Annotated in this window: 21 protein-coding genes; 14 read left to right on the forward strand and 7 right to left on the reverse strand. The window is 64.9% G+C overall.

What is annotated here, in order from left to right; translation table 11 throughout:
• Positions 1-51 precede the first annotated feature (51 nt).
• The 8 genes from NO357_RS13255 to NO357_RS13290 all read left to right on the forward strand — a co-directional run bounded on the left by NO357_RS13255 (position 52) and on the right by NO357_RS13290 (position 9,280).
• Positions 52-1,404, forward strand: a complete 1,353-nt coding sequence (locus NO357_RS13255) for a serine/threonine protein kinase (protein WP_306736150.1) — start codon at positions 52-54, stop codon at positions 1,402-1,404.
• Positions 1,405-1,421: 17 nt separating this feature from the next.
• The gene (locus tag NO357_RS13260; protein WP_306736151.1) at positions 1,422-2,651 is read left to right on the forward strand and encodes an FHA domain-containing protein; all 1,230 of its coding nucleotides are present in this window, start codon (positions 1,422-1,424) and stop codon (positions 2,649-2,651) included.
• Entirely contained in the window at positions 2,635-3,540 is a 906-nt protein-coding gene (locus NO357_RS13265; RefSeq protein WP_306736152.1) for a PP2C family protein-serine/threonine phosphatase, read from the forward strand. Before NO357_RS13260 ends, NO357_RS13265 begins: the two co-directional genes overlap by 17 nt.
• Before the next feature lie 49 nt (positions 3,541-3,589).
• Positions 3,590-4,861, forward strand: a complete 1,272-nt coding sequence (locus NO357_RS13270) for a hypothetical protein (protein WP_306736153.1) — start codon at positions 3,590-3,592, stop codon at positions 4,859-4,861.
• Between the two features lie 152 nt (positions 4,862-5,013).
• A complete protein-coding gene (locus NO357_RS13275) occupies positions 5,014-7,086 on the forward strand; it encodes a dynamin family protein (protein WP_306736154.1) in 2,073 nt (690 codons plus the stop codon).
• Complete coding sequence (locus NO357_RS13280) at positions 7,083-8,054, forward strand: dynamin family protein (protein WP_306736155.1); 972 nt, start codon at positions 7,083-7,085, stop codon at positions 8,052-8,054. Before NO357_RS13275 ends, NO357_RS13280 begins: the two co-directional genes overlap by 4 nt.
• A 57-nt stretch (positions 8,055-8,111) precedes the next feature.
• On the forward strand, positions 8,112-8,489 hold the full coding sequence (locus NO357_RS13285; RefSeq protein ID WP_306736156.1) for a hypothetical protein: 378 nt from the start codon (positions 8,112-8,114) through the stop codon (positions 8,487-8,489).
• Positions 8,486-9,280 (forward strand): hypothetical protein, encoded by a 795-nt coding sequence (locus tag NO357_RS13290; protein ID WP_306736157.1) that lies wholly within the window; start codon positions 8,486-8,488, stop codon positions 9,278-9,280. The genes NO357_RS13285 and NO357_RS13290 overlap by 4 nt, the downstream gene beginning before the upstream one ends.
• Before the next feature lie 251 nt (positions 9,281-9,531).
• Here NO357_RS13290 and NO357_RS13295 read toward each other — a convergent pair whose 3' ends face one another.
• From NO357_RS13295 to NO357_RS13305, 3 genes are all read right to left on the reverse strand, one after another.
• Complete coding sequence (locus NO357_RS13295; RefSeq protein ID WP_306736158.1) at positions 9,532-9,873, reverse strand: DUF2794 domain-containing protein; 342 nt, start codon at positions 9,871-9,873, stop codon at positions 9,532-9,534.
• A gap of 387 nt (positions 9,874-10,260) precedes the next feature.
• Positions 10,261-11,913, reverse strand: coding sequence for a Y-family DNA polymerase (locus NO357_RS13300; protein WP_306736159.1), 1,653 nt, complete (start codon positions 11,911-11,913; stop codon positions 10,261-10,263).
• 188 nt (positions 11,914-12,101) lie between these two features.
• On the reverse strand, positions 12,102-12,842 hold the full coding sequence (locus tag NO357_RS13305) for a YqcI/YcgG family protein (protein WP_306736160.1): 741 nt from the start codon (positions 12,840-12,842) through the stop codon (positions 12,102-12,104).
• Positions 12,843-12,998: 156 nt separating this feature from the next.
• Here NO357_RS13305 and NO357_RS13310 point away from each other — a divergent pair, with 156 nt between their 5' ends.
• Positions 12,999-13,463, forward strand: coding sequence for a c-type cytochrome (locus NO357_RS13310; protein WP_306736161.1), 465 nt, complete (start codon positions 12,999-13,001; stop codon positions 13,461-13,463).
• Between the two features lie 13 nt (positions 13,464-13,476).
• Here NO357_RS13310 and NO357_RS13315 read toward each other — a convergent pair whose 3' ends face one another.
• Together NO357_RS13315 and NO357_RS13320 are read right to left on the reverse strand one after the other, a co-directional pair.
• Positions 13,477-13,761: an I78 family peptidase inhibitor gene (locus NO357_RS13315; RefSeq protein WP_306736162.1), complete on the reverse strand. Its 285-nt coding sequence runs from the start codon at positions 13,759-13,761 to the stop codon at positions 13,477-13,479.
• Between the two features lie 121 nt (positions 13,762-13,882).
• Complete coding sequence (locus NO357_RS13320) at positions 13,883-15,394, reverse strand: DUF1963 domain-containing protein (RefSeq protein ID WP_306736163.1); 1,512 nt, start codon at positions 15,392-15,394, stop codon at positions 13,883-13,885.
• Between the two features lie 215 nt (positions 15,395-15,609).
• Here NO357_RS13320 and NO357_RS13325 point away from each other — a divergent pair, with 215 nt between their 5' ends.
• Together NO357_RS13325 and NO357_RS13330 are read left to right on the forward strand one after the other, a co-directional pair.
• Entirely contained in the window at positions 15,610-16,722 is a 1,113-nt protein-coding gene (locus tag NO357_RS13325) for an S-(hydroxymethyl)glutathione dehydrogenase/class III alcohol dehydrogenase (protein ID WP_306736164.1), read from the forward strand.
• A gap of 37 nt (positions 16,723-16,759) precedes the next feature.
• The gene (locus NO357_RS13330) at positions 16,760-17,251 is read left to right on the forward strand and encodes a phosphoglycerate mutase family protein (protein ID WP_306736165.1); all 492 of its coding nucleotides are present in this window, start codon (positions 16,760-16,762) and stop codon (positions 17,249-17,251) included.
• A 94-nt stretch (positions 17,252-17,345) separates the two neighbouring features.
• Here the strand turns inward: NO357_RS13330 and NO357_RS13335 are convergent, their stop codons facing one another.
• Positions 17,346-18,002 carry a flavin reductase family protein gene (locus NO357_RS13335; RefSeq protein WP_306736167.1) on the reverse strand — a complete coding sequence of 219 codons (657 nt, stop codon included), beginning with the start codon at positions 18,000-18,002 and terminating at the stop codon, positions 17,346-17,348.
• A gap of 106 nt (positions 18,003-18,108) precedes the next feature.
• Between NO357_RS13335 and NO357_RS13340 the strand changes: the two genes are divergently transcribed.
• Both NO357_RS13340 and NO357_RS13345 read left to right on the forward strand, forming a co-directional pair.
• Positions 18,109-18,831, forward strand: a complete 723-nt coding sequence (locus NO357_RS13340) for an NYN domain-containing protein (protein WP_306736168.1) — start codon at positions 18,109-18,111, stop codon at positions 18,829-18,831.
• 48 nt (positions 18,832-18,879) lie between these two features.
• Positions 18,880-19,860 carry a 4Fe-4S dicluster domain-containing protein gene (locus NO357_RS13345; RefSeq protein ID WP_306736169.1) on the forward strand — a complete coding sequence of 327 codons (981 nt, stop codon included), beginning with the start codon at positions 18,880-18,882 and terminating at the stop codon, positions 19,858-19,860.
• A gap of 59 nt (positions 19,861-19,919) precedes the next feature.
• Here NO357_RS13345 and NO357_RS13350 read toward each other — a convergent pair whose 3' ends face one another.
• The gene (locus NO357_RS13350) at positions 19,920-20,567 is read right to left on the reverse strand and encodes a TetR/AcrR family transcriptional regulator (RefSeq protein WP_306736171.1); all 648 of its coding nucleotides are present in this window, start codon (positions 20,565-20,567) and stop codon (positions 19,920-19,922) included.
• A gap of 150 nt (positions 20,568-20,717) precedes the next feature.
• On the opposite strand from NO357_RS13350, the gene mbfA reads away from it, so the two are divergent.
• A complete protein-coding gene (gene mbfA, locus NO357_RS13355) occupies positions 20,718-21,692 on the forward strand; it encodes an iron exporter MbfA (protein WP_306736172.1) in 975 nt (324 codons plus the stop codon).
• The last annotated feature ends 230 nt before the right edge of the window (positions 21,693-21,922 follow it).

Consider the following 21,922-nt stretch of genomic DNA (forward strand, 5'->3'; position numbering starts at 1 on the left):
GTTCCTTCAGGAGTATTCCGGCTCCGGATCGGATTTGCGGGCACTTAGGACATGATGCAGAAAAACGAAAACCAAGATGATCGCGCAGCAGCCTGCGGACTGCCTGATGGCGCCATGCTGCTGCAAGGCCAATACGAAATCAAAAGCCAACTCGCCATCGGTGGCTTCGGGATGACCTATCTGGCGCGCGACAGCCTGGCGCGTCAGGTTGTGGTTAAGGAATGTTTCCCCGACGGTCTTTGCGTGCGTGATGGGCTCCTGGTGATGCCAGCCTCGGAGGCGCAGCAGAGCACCTATCAGAAGATCGTCTGGAACTTCGTCGCCGAGGCCCGTCGTCTGGCCCGATTGAAACACCCCAATATCGTCGCCGTGCATCAGGTATTCGAGGAAAACCATACCGCATATATGGCGATGGACTTTGTCGACGGTGAAGAACTGATCGACATTCTTGAAATCACGCCGGGGCGTCTGACGCCGGATTTGTTGGAGCATTGCCTGCGCCAGACGCTCGATGCGGTGGCGCACCTGCACGAAATGGGGTTCCTGCACCGTGATATCTCGCCCGACAACCTGCTGCTGGACCGCGATAATCACCTCACGCTGATTGACTTTGGCGCAGCCCGCGAGAACACGAAGCAGTCTCTCACGGCCGCGACGTTCCTGCTGGCGGTGAAGGATGGCTACTCGCCGCACGAGTTCTATATCGAGGACGCGACTCAGGACAGCTCGAGTGATCTCTATGCGCTGGCAGCGACCTTCTATCACCTGATCACCGGTGAAACTCCGCCGGACAGCTGGTCGCGACACGAGGAGATCGAAGCCGGACACGGGGACCCCTACGTTCCGCTGACCGGGGGTGACTGGGCCTTTGATCCGGCGTTCCTGAAGCTGATCGACCAGGCATTGTCGGTAAACAAAAGCGACCGGATCCAGAGCGCAGCGGAATGGATCGAACAACTGGATGCGTCCGAACCGGACTCGGCCGCAGCGGCGGGCCCGGTAAAGTCGTTCGCAGCCTCGCCGAAGCGAGCCGAAAAGTTCATTCCCAGGGTGGCCGAGGTTGACCTCCAGGCTCTGTCAAAGCTGGTGGAAGACACCAACACCGTCGTGGCAAGTAGCTCCACCGGCACCAAGCCGCGCCGGAAGGTCAAATCACAGGACACTTCTATTCCAGCGGCCAAGGCAAGGCGCCCGAAACAACCGGTGGATCTCTTCGGAAACCCGATCGAGGACGTCGATGCCTGGATGCGTGAACAAGACCGAATTCTCAAGGCCAAGGCCAAGCTTGATGCAGTGAAGGTCTCCGAGCGGAGCGATGAACATGAAGTGCGTCCGAAATCGCTGATCGGGCGGCTTCTGACGGGGACCCTGATCCGGTCCCGCAACTCGGCAACAACAGTATAATCCTGAAAGGACCAGGCATGAAATTCATCCGAGACCTTATCGAGCAGAAAAGCAGCGATGCTGCTGTCGCCGAAGAGGCAGAATGGGCCGAGGCGCCTGACGAGGTCGCGTCCGACTTGCGCACCCCTTTCAAGGCCGAGGATTTCTATCGGATCATGGACGAGACCCGGTCTTCCGATTCGGATACTGGAGATCTCGAGGACGAGGCAGACTCACTCGACGAACTGATTGCGCTCGAGGATGCCCCCGGTGATCATGAGCATGAGGGTGACCTCATCATGTCGGACGACGCCGAAGAAATCGAAACCGGAGACGTCGAAACCGAAGAGAACCTGGTCGAGGAAGACGCCTGGTCGCACGACGGCGTGGACGATTGCTCGGAAGAAGACGACGAGTGGGTTGCGGAGTCCGATGCTCCGGCCGAAATGATCAGTGACGACGAGGCCTGCGACATCGAGCCAGGCGACGAGGGCGACAATACCGGTTTCGAGACCGGTTTCGAGCCGGCGATGGTCGAGGCCGCCGAGGTCGACGACGAAAACGATACCCCCGATGTGCCGGTGATGAAGCCGTTCGATGAACCCGCCGATGCGGCTCTGGCCGCTGCGGCTGCAGTTGCGCCGCAGGAGGCGGAAGCTCCGGGTGCGGCGGTGCTGCGCGCCGTCCGCCCGATGGCCGGGTCCCAGCCGGCGGAAAAGGCAGAAGACAGCGGATCCGCCGCGGTCGAGGTACCCGCGCCGGCCGGTGGCCGCGGCAAGGGCCGTGCCGGCCGCGCCAAGACACGGCTTCTGGGGTTCAACAGCGGCATGGGAAAGGAGGCCGATCCCTTCGCCCGGGCATCCGCCGGCGACGAGGAAGAGAGCTACACGCAGTTCCCGGTAGGCTGGTTGGTTGTGATCGGAGGCCCGGGCCGCGGTGCCGCTTTCACCCTGTTCAACGGTGTCTCGCAGATCGGACGTGGCGAGAGTCAGACCGTGCGGCTGGATTTTGGAGACAACTCGATTTCGCGCGAAAACCACGCTGCCATCGCTTTTGACGCCGAGCAGAACGCGTTTTTCATCGGGCACGGCGGCAAGGCGAATCTCGTGCGCTGCAACAACATGCCGGTGCTGAGCACGCAGGCGCTGGCGGCCGGCGACACAATCCGGATCGGTGAGACCACTCTGCGCTTCATGCCGCTGTGCGGTCCGGAGTTTTCCTGGGCCGAGGGGCAGAAAGGCCAACCCAGTCATGCTGCCCATGGATAAGTTCAGCTATGACGCTGCCACTGCGATCAGCCAGGGCCGTCGAGACCGCCAGGAAGACGCATTGATTTCCGATTTCCCCTCGGGCAGCGGCGTCGGGTTCGCGGTTCTCGCCGACGGGATGGGCGGTCATGCGGCCGGCGATGTCGCCAGCAAGATCGTCGTTACCGAGGTGTTCAGCGAACTCAAGCTGCAATCCGGCGACGTTGCCGAGATGGAGTCGCGGATCGGGGAGATTCTGCGCGATGCGGCGATCGGTGCGAACGACTGTGTCGGGCTGTATTCACAGGAACGCCCCGACGATCAGCTGATGGGGGCCACGCTGCTGGCCCCGGTACTTATCGAGGATCGCCTGTTCTGGATTTCGGTGGGCGATTCGCCTTTCTACCTGATGCGGGATGGAGTGCTGTCACGGCTCAACGAGGATCACGCGGTCGGCTCGCAAATCGACTTTCTTGTGGCCAGTGGGCTGATGGAGCGCGACGAGGCGCTTAACCACCCCGAGCAGGACAGCCTCACATCGGTGCTGGTGGGCGAGGAGATTCCGCAGATCGATTGCCCGGCGAAGCCTTTCCAACTGGCAGAGGGCGATATCCTGGTCGCCGCCAGTGACGGGCTTCTGGTGCTGGGCGAAGAGGATCTTGCGCGTATCCTACGTCCGTTGCGCCATCGCCCGGCCGAAGAGATCGCCGCCGCATTGATGACAGCGATCGAAAATGCCGATGATCCCCATCAAGACAACGTTTCGCTCTGCGTCATCCGTGTTGTCCGACCCGGCACAACAGCTCCGGTTGGGGTTGAGGACAGCCTGCGCCGCAAGGTTCTGCGCCAGGATCACGGAGACGTGACGATCGTGGCGCGGGTCTCGAACCGGGCCAGTGCCACGGGGTGACGACACGACCGGGGCCAACAAGACCAACAAGACCAACACGAGGTGAGCCGTGGAACGCCAACAAGACCTGGAGCAGATCGCCGCACAACTGGATGAGTATCTCAGCACACGCGAAGTGCCTCCGCATTTCCGGGACTGGGGCGCGCGGCTGATCGATCACCTTCGCCGTCCGATCCGTATCGTGGTGACGGGCCTGCCGGGTAGCGGAAAATCGTCGCTGATCAACATGATGCTGGAGCGCCAGGTGATCGGGGGGTCGGACGGGGTGCCGGTGCTTGATGTCACCTTCGGACCCGAGGAACAGGTTCTGTTCGAACTGGAGAACGGTAAGACCGTCGAACGAGACGGGCTGCTGGTCGATGCTTCGCCGCCGCGCGGGGTAATTCGGGCACAGCAGATGCTGCCGCAACCATCGTTGCAAGGGCAGAGCTATCGCGAACTTGGCCTCGGCCAGGCGCCGGAGATCAGCAAGCGTATTCTCGCCGCGGCACTCAAAGATGCCGATATGGTGCTGTGGTGCACGAATTCCTTCGGTGAAAACGAACAACTCCTCTGGTCCAGCGTGCCCGACGAGATCAAGGATCACAGTTTCCTGGTCATCACCCGTGCCGATCGGCAAATGATGTGGGGCGTGCTGTCCGAGACCCTCGAGACGCTGGATCCGATCGTGAGCGAGGAGTTCCTGGGGATGTACCCGGTCGCCACGCTGCAGGCACTGAGCGCGCTCAGCGCACAGCAGGAACCAGACGCTCAACTTTGGAGTTCGAGCGGTGGCAAGAGCCTGTGCGACGAAATCGCCGCCCAGGTGGCTTCAGGGCGGTCCGCCGATATCGACCAGGCCCAGATGCTGCTGACGCAACTGACCGAGGGCAAGTGGCCGACGCGGGCGGGTGCCGCCTCGGTGGCTGCCAAGGTGTCGTCGGACGCCGCCGAAGCGAGGGCGAACGGCGCCGGGATCTCTCCGTCGGCCGGTGCAGAGGTTGGGATGCAGCCGGCCGCCGGAACACAGTTGATCCTCGATAGCGCGGTGAAGATCCTCACCGCCAGTGGAAAGGAACTCCTGCGCGAGATTGACGGCGAGGCGGCGGTTGATACCGATGCGGTGCTGGAGCGCTGCGCGGCAACCATCGGCGCACTGTCGTCGCACCTGCACGAGACATTGTCCGACGACCCAGCCTTGCAGCAGGCGCAGGACAGCGCCCGGGAAGGCGAGGAGATGCTGATGCTGTTTCAACTCGAGCGTGGCGAAGATGCGGCACTCGATGCGGTGACGCTTTTACTGCAGATGCGCAAGGAGTTGAGTATACGAGAATCGGCCTGATCGGACGACAGTTTTTCTTCCGCGAAGCGGCCAAAATCTTAACACATTGTCGTGCCAGATTGTGGAAGCAAACAGTGTTGGTGTCGGGCGGTTCCCGGTCCTGGACGATGACAGAAGGGTTTGGAAAACCACGCCATGGTCAAAGGTAAGAAATGAACATCGAAGCAGATATCGTTCCCACGACTGAAATCAGGGCCTCGGCGCGGCCGACGAACCTGCGCGCCGGCATGGACGACCTGGCCGCGTTTGCCGATCGCGCCCGTCAACTGGGCGAGGCGCTCGATTCGCTGTCGCAGGTGGCCGAGAAAGGCGCCGCGCGGTCGGTAAAGCGTCTCAAGGACCAACTTGACGAGTTCGAGCCGAGTGTGACGATCCTGGGTCAAGTCAAATCCGGCAAGACCTCGCTGATCAATGCCATGGCCGGTTGGGCCGATCTGCTTCCCGCCGACGTGAATCCGTGGACCTCGGTGGTGACCTCGCTGCATCTCGAACCGGGCCGCAGCCGCAAGGAGACCGGCGCGCGCTTCCAGTTCATGGCCGAGGACGAATGGAACCGGCTGACCACCAAGGGCGGTCGCATGGGCGAGCTTGCGGGGCGCGCCGGTGCCGACAGTGAGCTGCAGAAGCTGCAGGCCCAGGTCGAAATGATCCGCGAGAAATCACGCGCCCGTCTGGGGCGGAATTTCGAACTGCTCATGGGGCAAAAGCACGAATACGGTTATTTCGACAAGAACCTGCTCGAGCGCTACATCTGCCTCGGCGACGACTTTGACCTCGAAGAGGGTTCAGATGCCGCGGGCACGGGCGATGAACAAGGCCGCTTTGCCGACATTACCCGTTCGGCCGATCTCTATCTCAATTGCCAGACGGTGCCGTTCCGGATGTGCCTGCGCGATACGCCGGGCGTGAACGACACCTTCCTGCTGCGCGAGCAGATCACCATCAAGGCGGTGCGCGACAGCCGTCTATGTGTGGTCGTGCTGTCGGCCGGTCAGGCGCTGACTTCGGTCGATATGGGGCTGATCCGGCTGATCTCGAACCTGAATTCGCGCGACGTGATCATCTTCGTCAACCGCATCGACGAACTGCCGGATCCGGCCAACCAGATCGCCGAGATCGAAGACAGTATCCGCCAGACCCTGAAGGACCATCACGGGCCACATGACACCGAAATCGTCTTCGGCAGCGCCTATTGGGCCAACAAAGCCCTGACCGGCGAATTGCAGGAGATGACCGAGGATCATTCCAAGACCCTGCTCGACTGGGCCGCTGCCAACCTCACGCCGGGTCGTAGCGACCAGTCGCCGGCCAACATGGTCTGGGACCTGTCGGGTGTGCCGGCGCTTTTGAACGCGATTTCACAGCGGGCGGTGGTGCATCTCGGCGATCCTTGCCTGACCGAGATCGCCAGTGCGGCGGTAACCGTCGCCACCAGTCAGGCGGCGTCGAAATCGATCCGGTTGCACGCGCAGAAATCGGCCACGCCGGTCAGCGGAAAGGAACTGCTCGCCGGGTTCGATCGCGTCGAACAGAAGAGCCTTGCCGCGCTCGATGCCGAACTGGAGCGGCTCATGGTCGACTACCAGCAGCGGGCCGACCGCGCCCATGCCACCTTTGTCGACCGCGCTACGCATTCGCTGATCAAGCACCTTGAGGACTGGGGTGAACATGTGGTCTGGGAGTATGATCCTTCGGGTCTGCGCATCCTGTTGCGTTCGGCGCATTCGCTGTTGGGGTCTCGTTCGCAAACCGCGGCCAAGAAACTCTATGAACAGGCCATCCGTGATATCGCTGAGTTGTTGGTGAGCGGATTTGGCGATGCCGTCGAGGGGATCCAGATCGGCATTCCCGATGTCCCCGAGACCCCGCCGCCGGTGGCGCTGGGCCAGACCATCGCACTGGATTTCAACGATGGCTGGTGGGTGAACTGGTGGCGCCGTAAGCGCGGCTATGCCGCTTTCGCCAAACAGTTCAAGCAGCTCATTGCATCGGAAACCGAACAGTTCATGGTCCAGATGAAAGAGGATCAGCCGGCGGAAAACCGCGCTGTGCTGATGGGAAAATTGCAGGCCGAGTTCGACGGGTACCGCAACATTCTCTACGACCTGATTGAAAACGCCAGCGCCGACCGCGACCTGAAGGCCGAACTGTCCGGCGAGGACGAGAGCCGGCAGCGCGAGGTTCTGGACGGGGCACTGACAACTCTGAGGGCATTCGCAGCATGATGTACGATACAGGCACCCAAGCAGCCCCGGCCGAGGCCGTGACCCCGAAAACAAAACGCAAACCGCGGGTCGCGCTGATGGGCGAATTCAGCGCCGGCAAGAGCACGTTGTCGAACATGCTGCTTGGTGAAGAACCGTTTCCGGTCAAGGTTACCGCCACCCGGCTGCCGCCGGTCTGGGCGAGCTATGGGGAAAGTGCTGCTTTCACCGTGGATCATGACGGCAACGAAGCGCCGCTTGACCTCGCCGATCTGTCGTCGGTCGATATTGAGGAAACAGCGTTGATCCGGCTGCACCGGGAAACCGACATTCTCGAACTCTGTGACCTGATCGACATGCCGGGGGTGTCGGATCCGAACATGCCGGCTGATGTCTGGTTGAACATGATCGATCAGGTCGATCTGGTGATCTGGTGCACCCATGCCAATCAGGCCTGGCGCCAGTCGGAAGCGGCGATCTGGGAGCAGATCGCCGGCCAGACCACCGGCGACAATATCTTGTTGGTCACCCAGATCGACAAAATCCGCAACGAGCGCGACCGCGACCGGGTAATGACCCGCGTGCGCAAGGAAACCGATGGGCTGTTCGCCGGCGTCTATCCGGTGTCGCTGCTTCGGGTGTTCGAGGCTGGTGATGATTTTGACGTGAGCCAGGAAGCCGGCACAGCGGCCTTTCTCGAGCACCTGGTCGAGATCCTGATGAAGCCGGTGGCGACACGGCCGAAGCATGAGATGTCCTGGGATGTGCGGCCAGAGCTACCGCGGGGCGACGCCGCCAAAGGCCCTGCCGGGGCGCCGGTCCGGGTGACGGCGTCGGACGAGGAAACGTCTGCTGCGGCTTTGGCCGATAGTGGTAGCAGCGCGCCGGACCCAGCCGGAGGATCGGCGCAGATCGTGCCGCGCCGGGTGCGCCGCGCCGACGGAGATGGACAGGAGCGTCCGCCACAGGAGGAGTCGGTGCATGGCTAGGGGCAATGTGCAGCCAGATCGCGGGCCTTGCAGCCGTTGGGCCGGGAGGGGGCGTGTATGACGATCGCACAGGGCCTTGACGATCTGCGAGCAAACCACCCCGGTTGCAGGCTGGCGGCTTTCGGCGATCTCGGGACCCGCCTGATCTTGCGCACCAGTACCGACGAGACGCACCCGCAGGAATTCCTCGATTTGATCTGCGTCCAGGCGGCGCAGAATTTTAGTCTGAGCGACAAGGTTCGTCCCGCCGATGCCGACCCAGAAACCGCTGGCCGCGAAGTGGTCGTCATGACCTCGCGGGATGTGCGGGTGATCGTGCGCTCGACCGACAACCCGTCGGATTTTGTCTGCTGCATTTGCGAGACCGGCACCTCTGTTGAGGACGTGGCGGTGGATGCCGCGGCCGTGCTGCACAAGTTAGCGGTGGGCTCATGATGGCGAAGCTCTCGCATCCCCGGAAGGCCAAACAGCCCGACGCCCATGCCCCCCTTCGCCAGATCGCCGAACGTCTGGCGGCCGATTCGGCCGGGGACGACGTGGCGGCCGAGGCCAACACGTTTGCGGATCTGATTGCCATGATCGCCCGCGAGATCGACGAAACCGTGCTGCCGCGCAAGGTCGCCCTGGTTCGCGATGGTCGCGAGATTGCCATTCTCACACTTTCCAACCGGCGGCTGGTGAAGCTTAAATCTGGTGGTCAAAAAGGGGTAGGTGATGCGGCGCCCGGCAAGGCCGCCGCGGTTTTCGCTCGCCGGCTTCAGACGATCTGGGAGAGCGGCGACGCCCCGGTACGTCTGCGCCTGACGGGCCGGGCCGAGGGATTCTCGGTCAGCGAGGCGAGCTGCTCGGCACGTGATCTGCTGGAGGCCGCAGAGCAACCGGCGACCCATGCCGACGCGGTGGTGTTCCTTGCCGAACTGCAGGCTCGGGCCGCGACACTCCTGGTCCGAGAGAGCGACGAGGCGACCCCGAAAACAGACGGTGAGACCGCCCATTTCGAAGCGCTGCGGGTGATCGACCGCGAACTCGCCGGCGCCGTCGCGGGCAAGGGGGCGTCGGCTGCGTTGCGGCAGACGTCGGCCAGGCCCAGCTTCACGGTTCTGCCCTATGGCGACGGTTTGCGAGTCGTGATGGCACGTGAAGGTGAAGGGCTGGTTCTCGGTGTGGTCGATGCCTCCGAGACCACCGCGTTGATGGATGCCTGGCACGCGGCTTTCCGTACCTGATCTGACGACTGCCGCACTGCCCTTTCAGATCCGTTTCTGGGTTTTCGGGCCGAACAAGTGGACCTGGCGCTCGGTCGGGCAGGGCGTGTCGGGCTGCCGGTTTCGTCGTTCTGGGTGCCATTCGAAAACGACCGGAACAACCCGTTGGCGGGATCACTGCTGTGCGTTCGAGTGAAGGTAAGGGGCAAAAGTTAAAGGTTTTTGGCCACAAGGTGCGGTCAAGGCCCGGTGCGGCAAGTCTTCTGGCGTCGCTATTCCACCGGCCGGATCAGCTTGCGTTCCAGCACGCGCAGCACGGTCCGCAGATCATGGCCGCGGCGCAAGATCTGGCCGTCCATGCCGACGACACAGTATTGCCCCTGCCGGTTGCGCAGTTTCGGCCTTTTTTCAATGCGATAGAGCGGATGTTCGGCGGTGCGGCGGAACACCGAGAAGATCGCGGCGTCCTTCAGGCAGGAGATACCGTAGTCGCGCCATTCGCCGGCGGCGACCATGCGGCCATACAGCGACAGGATCACGCTGAGTTCGGTGCGGTGAAAGGATACCTGTGCAGACTGCGCCCCGGGAAAGGGGGTGGGATTCTGAACGTTCATAACAACAGTTTGCGCCGTTTTTGGGGGAAATCAAGCTTTTGCTTAAGTCGTCGCATCGGCGGGTTAACAGGTTAATGGGAGCGCCCAGCGGCGGTATGGCAAGCCGGCTGGCACTTTGGCTGGCAGTCTGTCTGGCGCACGGTGGGGTAAGATCTGACCCGTTTCCAGGTTAACGGTGCGTGCGGACGGTCACGATGCGCCGGATGTTTCCGGAACCGGTTTGGGCGGTCTTCGCCCCTTCCACGCCGAGGCCGGGTGCAGAAAGTGGGGATTGTAAAGGCACGGCCCGTCGATGCGCGGCTTGAGCCTGACCTCGGCCAATGTCCGCTCCAGGCCAATTTCGGCGTTGCCCGACCCTGTCTGCGTCGCGGTTCCCCTCGGGCGTTCTCATGCGAAACTTCCCTGACAGAACCATCCCGGCGACAGCGCCGCGCCATGGGCGAAATAGAGCCACAGGCGATCACCGCGGGCGGTCGTCACCTGCCAGTAATCGCGGGTGCCGCTCTGCCAGTCGGGATCGTCAAACCACCATTCCGGCGCGATGCGCTCCGGGCCGATGGCCGAGACCAGGGTATGATCCTGTCCGCGCCAGCGGAAGCGGGTGGCCGGGTTGGGCGTGTCGGGCGCCATCACCGGCTCGGGTCGCCACAAGAGCAGCGGGCGCGGTGGTGTGGTGCGCGCGGGCCAGGACCCGCAGGGGGCGGACCAGCCGGCTGAAAGCACCTGTGAACTTTTCTCGGGCAGGTGGCTGTCGCCCGGGTGGCGGCGGGTGATCGCCTCCATCCCCACCCGGGCGCCGAGGCGGCTGATCAGGTCATCGAGCCCCTGGCCGCTGTCGCGCCGGGTCTCGGAGCGGCGGGCGGCGGGGACGAAGCCGGCATGGGTGCGTGGCGTGGCCTCGGTGTGGGTCGCCTCGAGCCGCAGCATGTCAATGCCGAAGCCCGGGTCGATTTCGGGCAGTTTCATCGCCAGCAGTGGGCGGAGGCGGTCGGGGTCGGTGCCGGGCCGGGCGAGGGTGGCGGAGATGGCCTGCATGGTGCCATCGGTGAGGAAGGCCTGAAGCCGGACGGTGCGGGCGGCACGGCCCTTGTCGTCGAGCATCGTGCAGAGCCGGGGCAGCAGGCGGTCGAGCCCGGCGAGGATGTCGCCTTCGAGCCCGATCGGCTCGGGCAGCGACAGCCGGGTGGCGAATCGGGTGTCGGGGCGCGCCGGGGTGACGGGTTCTGGCACGGCGCCGAGCGCCTGGTCGAGCCGCAGCACCAGCCCCTTGCCGAAGCGCCGGGCGAGGCCGGCGCGGGGCTGCCCGATGAGATCGCCGACGCGGCGCAGGCCCAGCCGGGTGAGGGCCTGGGTGGTCTCGGGGTCGAGCCGCAGGGCGGCAACGGGCAGGGGAGCGAGCGCGCTGTGGGTCTGACCGGTCGGGGCGATGCGATCCTGCGGAGCAGTGGGGGGCAGGGCGCTGGGGGCGGTTCCGCCGCGGGTCCAGTGACGGCGCGCGGCGCGCGAGCGGGTGGCGCGGGCCTCCTGGTCGATGGCATCGCCCGAGCGGGCCTGTCCCGGGTCGCGCCCGGCAAACCGTGCCAGCGCCCAGGCGCCGCCACGGGTATCGGCGAGACCGGTCCGGGCGGTGAGGCCGAGGGCGGTGGCGTCCTCTTCGATCTTGGCGAGCAGCGCTGCTTCGCCGCCGAAGAGATGGGTGCAGCCGGTGACATCGAGGATCAGCCCGTCCTCGCCATCCTCGCCGACCCAGGGCGAGAAGCGCGTGGCCCAGCGCCTGAGCGTGGTCAGGAACGTCGCCTCGGCGGGGGCATTGCGCAGACGGGTCAGCAGGGCCGGGCACATCGCCATGGCGTCGCGCAGCGGCTGGCCGGGGCGCAGCCCGTCCGCGACGGCGGCCGGCGACAGCGACGAGAGCACCTGCATCTGCCCGGTCTCGCGCACCACCGCGAAGGGTGCCGCGGGGTCGAGCCGGTCGCGGCGGATCAGCCGTTCGGCGCCGAGGGCGGGAAACCAGAGCGAGAGGATGCGGCGGGCGGGCATGGGGCGGCAGGCAACATGTTCGTGATTTGTTCTTACTCTGCCGCGAGTCGGGGGCGGAGTCGAGGGGGAGGGCGTTTTGATACGACTTGGATCGGCGATTCACGCACCGTTTGCCGAAGGCCTACTGAAAGCTGTCTCCAAATGCGCATCAACGGGCGGCGGACAACCTGTCGAAAAGCTTTGCGACGTCACCCGGCCCGCGTGTGCAACGGGCAGGTTTCGGGGAAAGTCTGATTGTCGTCGGGCAGGGCGTATTGCGGCCATTCCAGTTCGCCCTTGAGAAACTTGCCCAGCACCGGGGCGTGGGGCATGCCGTCATAGGCTTCGGCCCGGGAGCGGATCACCCCACGCACCCGCGCGCCGTCAGGGGTTTCGCCGGCGACCACGTCAAAGCGTTCGCGCGGGTTGACGATGAACAGGAAGTGCTGGCCGAGGTTGCGGCTGCGGCGTTTGACATGGGCCGGAGCCGACATGTTGACGAAGAGCTGCATGCCATCGAAGCACATGGACCAGAAGGCTTCTTCGGGGTCGCGGGCGACATCTTCGGGCCAGGGCGCCGGGTCATTGTCGTGCCAGTCCTGCAGCATGCGCCAGCCGAATTCGTGATAGCCGGCCAGGTCGGTCGGCGGGACGGCGTCGTGCGAGAAGGCCACCACAAGCGGGCGGGCCGTGTTGACCTGGCCGTTCCATTGCCGGGCCTGAGCGATATAGGCAGAGAGATCGGCGCGCAGCCTGGCCCGAGCGTCGGAACCGGTGTCTTCGACGAAGATCAACTGGATCAGTTCGCGGCGGAAGGCATTCTGGGAAAAGGTGCAGGGAAAGTCGGAGGGCGGCGTCAGGGACCGTGCGAGGTCGTCCAGCACCTCGCGGTGCCAGTCGGGGCCGGCATAGCCCGAGCGGGCGGGATCGGATTGGTCGATCAACGGCATTTTGGCGTCCCTCTGCCTGGGCAGTCGTCTGTGCCGGTCAATGTAAGGCGGGGACGCCGGAGAACAACCGGTCACGGAAAGTTCAATTGTCGCAACGGTGGTCGGGCGCCACCTTGACGCGCGAAAATGACGGCAACGGCTGCGTAAGGAGGGACAATGCGGGATGGGGACATGAAGAACGGGCATCGCACGGGCTGGCTCGCGGTGGGGCTTGTGTGGGCTCTGGCCGGGGCATCGCTGGCGCATTCTGGGGTGCAGAACGCTGCCGTCAAGGCGCGGATGGCGCTGATGGGCGAGATCAAGGAGGCGACCGGGGTGATCGGTGGCATGGTCAAGGGCGAGATCGCCTTCGACCCGGCCAAGGCGGCCGTGGCGCGGGCGGCGCTGGTGCGCCACGCCAGCGAGATCACGCCCGCCTTCGAAGCGCAGGAGACGGATCCGAAATCCGAGGCGCGACCCGAGGTCTGGAGCGATTGGGCGGGTTTTGCCGCCCGCGCCGAGGCGATGGCGACGGCGGCAGAGGCGCTCGACACCGGTTCGCCGGAGGCGCTGGCGGACGGGTTGGGCGCGCTGGGTCAGAGCTGTGGCGGCTGTCACAAGCTTTACCGAATCGAGAAATAGGCCTGAGCCGGGTTCAGCCGCAGTAGATGCGGGTGATGATCCCGGCACCGTCGGTTTCGACATTCAGCCGATCCTGGCGGTAGTCCATGGTCACGGCGGTTCCGGGCGGAATGATCCGCACGGCGGCGTGGCCCGAGAAATCGGCCTGCGCCACGGGTGCTCCGATCAGACCGTTGTACTGCGCCGCGCCGCAGGCATCGGCGGAGGGCCGCCCGGAAGGCGTGTCCGGTGGCATGCACGCGGTAAGAGCCAACAGTGCGGGCAGGCTGCGGAGGACGGCGCGGCGGGTCGACGGCATGGGTAGGTCCCTGAACGGTTGCCGGGCGGTCGCGGGCAGCGAGACGGCCGTGATCCGCGACGGGCTTAAACCATGGCATATCACAACGGCGCTGGCCGCAGCGCCACTTTTCATGCGACGTCTAGCATGGGTCCGTTCCGAAGGCCGACGAAACGTCCCCATGGGCCAGGGCATCGGCATCGAGATAGACACCGAACGAGCCGCGATGGTCGAATTTCCAGCCCATCAGCCGGCTGCTGGGCAGGTGCAGCAGCGCCACCGGTTTCGCGGCCATTCCCGCATTGGTAACATTTTGCGGCAGCGTCCCGCCCAGCCAGCCGCATTCGCGATCGGCGTGCCAGGCCCACCAGGTTTCGAACAGGCCGCGTGGGACGGCGGGCAGCGCGGCCGGATTTTCGGTGTAGAGACGCGCTGCATATCGATCGAGCCAGTGCAGATAGTCGCGCCTGATCTGGTCATCCGCGAGAATCGGTCGCAAGCCGGGGGTGGTGGACGTGCCACCGTGGTCCGGGCCGCTTTCGATCTGCAGCCGGTCGAGCGCTGTGAACATGAGGTCGCACAGATCGGGGCCGAAAGGCAGGCCGCTGTCGCGGGCTCTGATCAGTTCAGTGCGGAGCGCGGTGACGCTGCCGGACACGCCGTGGAGCCGTGCGAGAAAGCCGCGGGCGGGGTCCGCGCCGGGCTCGCAGGTGTCGAGCGCCGAGATCACCCGGTGCCCCCAGTCGAGCGCCGAGAGGGTGACCTCGATCAGGATCATGGCCGATGTCCAGTCGAACGGTCGGAGACGTTTGTCCGAAGGTCCGAGCCTGTCGAGATCGGGCTGCGGTCGGCGCGGGCCGCCAGGGATTGCGGTAAAAGGCGATGGTGTCCGGGCTGGCTGCTCGACAGCGGCGCTGTGCAGCGCGACGGGCCAGCGCGGGATGGTGCTGGGCTGGCCGGTCACGCGTGCCAGGATGTCTTCGCGTACCGGCGTGAGGTCGGGCGGGGCGGCCGGCTCGGGCGGCTGGCGCGCCACGCCGGGTTTCTCGGTGTGCAGAACCGCCGGCGAGCCCCGCCCCGACACCGGGCGGAAGATCACCAGCCAGCCCGAGCGCGGGCCGAGGCCGCCCCAGAGATCGGCCGGCAGGCGGGAGCAGTCGAGCTGGGCGACGAAAAGCGCCGGCTTGCCGTCGATGACGGGCCAATCGACGTGGTCCGGCAGGTGTGGTGTGCCGCCGATCCAGCCAACGGCCGGGCCAGTGTGCGTCAAGGGTACGATCGGGCCGATCCTGACGGTGGTTGCATCGGCACAGGCGGCTTTACGGTGGCCTGCAAGTGCCGCCGTGGGGACATCGCCACGAGTGGGGGCTGGATTCGGGAGACCCTGGCGCGGGACCTCGGTCGGCGGGGTTACGGGCGGTGCGGTCGGACGGCTGTGCCGTTGCCGGGGCCGGTCCAGCCGGGCCGGGTGGTTGGCGATGATACGGGCCGGGCCGCGCAGCGCCGAGCTCAACATGTAGGTGCCGAGGAAGATCACCAGACCGAAAAAGCTGAGCCAGGGTTCTTCGACCGCGAGGCCGCAGCCGAAGACAAGTTGGCCGATCAGCATGACCGGCAGCGCGTTGCGGGATCGGGGGGCGGGAATGGCCGTCATCGTTTTCTCCGAGCCTCCTGGTTTCGGATCGGCGGTTTGGATGCGGGCGAGTTGGCGAAGTTGGCGCGGCGCAATTGCGGCCAGGACGCGGCCGCGTGGTGGCATTTGCCGTGCTTTTGAACCGACCCGCGTGCGCCGGCGGCGGGGTTTGAGTTGAAACTTGCGCGCAATTGCCGCAGTCTCGGGCCCGAGACACAAGGGAGGAGTGAAACCCCATGCGCACGCGTGCCGCCGTTGCCCTCGAGGCCGGAAAGCCACTGGAAATCATGGAGGTGAACCTCGATGGCCCGAAAGCGGGCGAGGTTCTGGTCGAGATCAAGGCCACCGGTATCTGCCATACCGACGAGTTTACTCTCAGCGGCGCCGATCCCGAGGGGCTGTTCCCGGCGATCCTGGGCCATGAGGGTGCGGGCGTGGTGCTCGAGGTGGGCGAGGGCGTGACGTCGCTGGAGCCCGGCGACCATGTCATCCCGCTCTACACGCCGGAATGCCGCGAATGCGACTACTGCCTCAATCCCAAGACCAACCTGTGCCAGTCAATCCGCACGACCCAAGGCGCCGGGCTGATGCCGGACGGGACCTCGCGGTTTTCGATGCTGGATGGCACCCCGATTCTGCATTACATGGGCTGCTCGACCTTTTCGAACCACACGGTGCTGCCCGAGATCGCGCTGGCCAAGGTGCGCAAGGACGCGCCGTTCGACAAGATCTGCTATATCGGCTGCGGCGTGACCACCGGCATCGGCGCGGTGATCAACACCGCCAAGGCCGAAATCGGCTGCCGCGCCGTGGTGTTCGGGCTGGGCGGCATCGGATTGAACGTAATCCAGGGGCTGCGGCTGGCCGGCGCCGACCAGATCGTCGGGGTCGACATCAATGACAGCAAGTCCCAGATGGCGCGGCATTTCGGGATGACCGATTTCGTCAATCCGAAGGACGTGAAAGGCGATCTGGTCGGACATCTGGTCGAGCTGACCGGCGGCGGTGCGGATTATTCCTTCGACGCCACCGGTAATGTCGACGTGATGCGCACGGCGCTGGAATGCGCCCACAAGGGTTGGGGCGAATCGATCATCATCGGTGTCGCGCCGGCGGGGGCCGAGATCTCGACCCGGCCGTTCCAACTGGTCACCGGCCGGGTCTGGCGCGGGACCGCCTTCGGCGGGGCGCGCGGCCGGACGGATGTGCCGAAGATCGTCGACTGGTACATGGACGGCAAGATCGAAATCGACCCGATGATCACTCACACGATGGGGCTGGAGGACATCAACAAGGGCTTCGACCTGATGCACCGCGGCGAGTCGATCCGCTCGGTGGTGGTGTATTGAAGCCGCGCGCTCCTGGGTTTGTCTAAAGGCGAATGCCATGAAGGTGGTGTCGATGGCACTGGCGGCCGGGCTTGCGTTGCTTGCAACCGTTGACGCCCGGGCGCAGGACGCCGTTCTGGTCATCCGCCACGCAGACAAAGCCGGGGGCGACGACCCCGCCCTTACCGACAAAGGGCGGGAACAGGCGGCAAGCTGGGCGCGAATGTTCAAGGATGCTGGTATCGAGGCCGTTTTCACCAGTGATGCCCGGCGCACACGCGAAACCGGCGGCATCATTGGCGCAACGCTGGGCGTTCCCACCGTCGAGATCGACAGGAACGATATCCAGAGCCTGATCGGACGCGTGTCCGAGGACCATTCCGACGGCGTGGTGCTGATCGTGGGCCACTCGGAGACCATTCCGTCGATCCTGACCGAACTCGGCCATTTCGATATGGTTCATGTCGGCGCATCGGATTTCACGAGCCTGTTCGTGGTCACCGCGCTCGAGTCGGATGCACCTCAGGTTTTGCGTTTCAGGCTGCCGTGAACATCCCAGCTCCGGTGCGCGGTCGCGAACAACCCACGTTCGAGCCGCGGCGTATCGACTGCGGCCCCGCCGCAAACCACGCGGCCGCTCCGGTTCAGCTCGATTTGCCTTCCAGCCCGACCAGCGTGGCAGGGTTGTCAGAGGGGATCTTCATCTCGAAGACCTCGGTGACAGAGGTATAATCATAGTAGCCGAGCCGGGCGAGAGGCCGGATGCGGGGGATGTCCATCTTGCCGTCGGCGGTGAGGACTGCGTCGTCGACATGGATGCGCATGACCTCGCCATAGACCACGTCGACCCAGCCGTGGCTTGAGTGTCCCCGCAGACGGTGAGTGGAGAGGTAGCGGCATTCGAAATGTGCCGGGCTTTCGGCGACGCGAGGACCTGGGGCGTCGATACAGTCGGCCCGAGTGACGCCGGCGCGGTCGAACTCGTCCTCTTCGGGAGGCAGTTCCATCGCTGAGATGTTGACCGCCTCGCGCAGGTCGTATGTGGCCATGTTCCAGACGAACCATCCGGTTTGTTCGGCGTTGATCACCGTGTGTTTGCGCGCGCCGTTCGAGAGTTGGTTTGCGGCGAACATCACCAGGGGCGGGTCGAATGTCAGGTTCTGCCACTGCGAATAGGGCGCGAGATTGGGCACGCCGTCGGCCGAGACGGTCGAGAGCCAGCCGATCGGGCGCGGCACGGTGCAGGACTTGAACGGAGAATAGGGCAGTGGGCAGGGTTCGGATTGCGGGGCGTAGTGCATGGGGTCCTCCTTTTGACCGGAGCGTGGAACAGCCGCATGGCACGATACAAGGGGTTTCGGTCCGGTGGGACGCAGCGTAGGGTTAGGGAAAAGAGAAGGAATGACGATGGCCGAGCCCACCCCGCTGCTGGCGGTTCTGATCGATGCCGACAACACTTCGCCGAAGTGGACGAATGCCATTTTTGACGAGATTGCCGCGATGGGCGAGGCCAGCGTGCGCCGGGTTTATGGCGACTTTTCCAGCCAGCAGATGAGCGGCTGGAACAGGGTGCAGGCCGAGTTCGGCTTGGTGCCGCATCACCAGCCGGCCAACACGGTGGGCAAGAATGCTAGCGACATCGCGCTGGTGATCGACGCGATGGACCTGATGCATTCCGGCCGGTTCGACGGTTTCGTGCTGGTCAGCTCCGACAGCGATTTCACGCGGCTCGCCAGCCGTATCCGCGAACAGGGGCTCGACGTGTTCGGCATCGGCGCACAGAAAACGCCTGAGGCGTTTCGCAAGGCCTGCAAGCGGTTCATCTTCCTGGAAAACCTCGAAGGGGCCGAGGCGGTGGCGGCGCAGATGGGCGGGCGCGGCGGCAAGTCCATGCTGGGGCCAAAGCTCAACGAGGCACGCAGTCTGATTCTCAAGGCGATGGACGGCATCGACCAGGAGGAGGACTGGTACAGCCTGGGGCGGCTGGGCCAAATGATCCTGGCGGCCCATCCCGATTTCGATACCCGCACCTATGGCAAGCGAAAGCTGAGCGACCTGGTGGCGGAACTGAAGATATTCGAGACCCGGCGCGGAGCCGGCAACCAGCTGGAAGTGCGCCGGATCGATTGACGCGGCATGGGCTTGCCTCGGGCCAGGCTATGATGCCAGCATGGTACCATGAAGCGCAATCCGCATCGCCCCTTTACCCCGCGCCCCGAGCAGATGGCGCTGCATCCGGGACTCTCGGGCAATGACATCAACGGGTTGGGCGAGCGCGCATTCCGGCGGCCTGAAGTGGTATATTGGGCGAAGGATCCCGACGACATTCCGCATGGAGCCGTGCAGCGCTGGTTCTATACCGCCAACCCGCCGAGCGAGGTGATGCAGGACGCGCGGGCCGGGCGGCAGGTGATCCTGGATGCGCCGCTGCCGGAGGTGACGGGCGCGCCGGCTGCGCGGGCGCCGGGGGATTGGACGGCGGGCCTCGCGTCCTTTGTCGAGGCGGGGGTCTGCGAGATGACCGGCGTGGCCGAGATGGATCCGGCTTGGCTGTTCGAGGGTGCCGAGGTGGCGCAGAGCCGGTTGATCGTGCTGGGAGTGCAGCACGACTATGCCGGGATCGCCCGCGCGCCCGAGGTCGAGGCCGGGGCCGAGGTGATCCGGCAATATGGTCGGGCCGCAGGGGCGGCCAAGGCGGTGGCGGGATGGATCCGGGCGCAGGGCTGGGAGGCCGAGCCGGTGACCGGACCGATGGCGGGGGAGATTACGCTGATCCCGCCGGCAATTGCCTGCGGCTTCGGCGAGCTGGGCAAGCACGGCTCGATCATCAACCCCGAGCTGGGCGCGTCGTTTCGGCTGAGTGGGGTGCTGACAGACGCGCCTTTCGCGCTGACGCCGCGACGCGCGTTCGGGATCGACGCATTCTGCATGGCCTGCCGGGTCTGTGAGGACGCCTGCCCGCCGGAGGCGATTGCGCCGGACAAGCAATGGGTGCGGGGGGTGGAGAAATGGTACGTCGATTTCGACCGCTGCCTGCCCTATTTCAACGAGACCCACGGCTGCGGCATCTGTATCGCGGTCTGCCCGTGGTCGCGCCCGGGGGTGGGTTTGAGCTTGGCGGCCAAACTGGCGCGGCGGGCGGCGCGGAAGGACGGATAGCGGCAGTATCGCGGGCGGCGCTATCAACGGTTTGCCCGCAGGTGGCCGAGCAGGCTCGATCAGGCGCCGTAGCGGGCGAGGAAAGTGTCGACCGCCTCGTCCGCCACTTCGGCGATTTCCTCTTGCGAGAACACGCTCTGGACCCCGAATACCGCGCGCAGCCACAGCCGTGACTTGGTCAGGTCGGAAAACTGTTCAGCGGCCAAGGTGAGATTGTCGATCGCAAGCTCGCCGCGTGCGACGGCATCGCGGAAGGTCGCCTCGAGCTGTTTGCGCCCCATCTCGGGGCCGCTTTCATAGAAGGCGCGGGCGATCTCGGGGAAGCGGTCGCGTTCGGACACGCAGATGCGGAACATCGACTGCGCGAAATCCGACAAAAGAAAGGTCAGGATCCGCACGGCGATCCTGGTCAGAACCTGGCGGATCGGGGCGGACGTGTCGATTTCCTGCCAGGCGGCCTCGGCCATGCGGTCACATTCGCTGCGGGCGACCTCGGAAAACAGCCGCGCCTTGTCGGGGAAATAGGAATAGAGCGTGGCTTTCGAGACCCCGGCGGCGCGGGCAATATCGTCGACGCTGGCGCCTTCGAACCCGTCGGCCATGAACACCTGTCGCGCGCCCTCGACCACCTGATCGAACTTGCGGCCGGTGCGGTTGATCTGCGGCGCGGGGGACGGGCAGGCGGCGGGTTTGGCAGTGGCGGACATCGGGTCTCCGGGATTGGCCGGACAAGAACCCGACCGATACTAAACTCGCGGGTTCAGTTTCGGCAAGGAGAATATGTCGCCCCCGCCCGGTCTTGTCTGCCGCTCTTCCCGGGCCTAGGTTTGGGCACGAAAAAACTCCCGGGGGCAGCAATGCGCTTTATCACTCAAAGACGGCGGTTTTCCGATCTGAGCGAACAGGAAGTCCTGGCGCTGGCGATCTCGTCGGAAGAGGACGATGCCCAGATCTACCGGATGTATGCCGAGCGGCTGCGGGCCGACTTTCCCGACACGGCCAAGGTATTCGACGGCATGGCCAAGGAGGAGGACGGTCACCGCCAGCGGTTGATCGAGCTGCACCGGCGTCGCTTCGGCGAGGTGATCCCGCTCATTCGCCGCGAGCATGTGGCCGGGTATTACGCGCGGCGGCCGGTGTGGCTGGTCGAGAACCTCGGAATCGAGCGCATCCGCGAAGAGGCCGAGGGCATGGAGCGCGATGCCGAGCGGTTCTATCTGACCGCGGCCAAGCGCAGCCAGGATGCCGACACCCGCAAGCTTCTGGGCGATCTGGCGGCGGCCGAGGCCGGTCACCAGTATACCGCCGGGCGCCTGGAGCAGGAGCACCTGACCGACGACGCCAAAGCCGAGGAGGCGCGCACCGCGCACCGGCAGTTCCTGTTGACCTGGGTGCAGCCGGGGCTGGCGGGGCTGATGGACGGCTCGGTCTCGACCCTGGCGCCGATCTTTGCCACAGCCTTTGCCACGCAGGACACCTGGACGACGTTTCTTGTCGGTCTGGCCGCGTCGGTCGGGGCCGGGATTTCGATGGGGTTCACCGAGGCGGCTTCGGATGACGGGGAACTCAGTGGCCGGGGCAGCCCGGTCAAGCGCGGCTTTGCCAGCGGTATCATGACCATGGTCGGTGGGCTGGGCCACGCGCTGCCTTACCTGATCCCGGATTTCTGGACGGCGACGGTTACCGCGATCATCGTCGTTTTCATCGAGCTTTGGGCGATTGCCTGGATCCAGAACAGATACATGGAAACGCCGTTCTTCCGGGCGGCGTTCCAGGTGGTCCTGGGCGGCGCGCTGGTGTTCGCCGCCGGAGCGCTGATCGGCAGCGGGTAGTCTGACCGGTGCCGTGCGGGACACGGTGATCCGTGTCCGTGAGGTTGTCCTGCACCTTGTGCATAAGCTTCCCCGCGGTGACGACCGGTGGCCTCAGAAGATGAAGTCGTTTGCGTCGAGATTGGCGATATTGACGTTGAGGAGCGTGATGGTGTTGCCCGCCAGATCGTCGATTACCACGTCGGCGCCGACCTGGGTCATGTGGCTGCCCGCGAGATCGGCGAAATTGG

Origin of the sequence: Marimonas arenosa (assembly GCF_030848945.1) — a bacterium.
Taxonomy (GTDB): domain Bacteria; phylum Pseudomonadota; class Alphaproteobacteria; order Rhodobacterales; family Rhodobacteraceae; genus Marimonas; species Marimonas arenosa.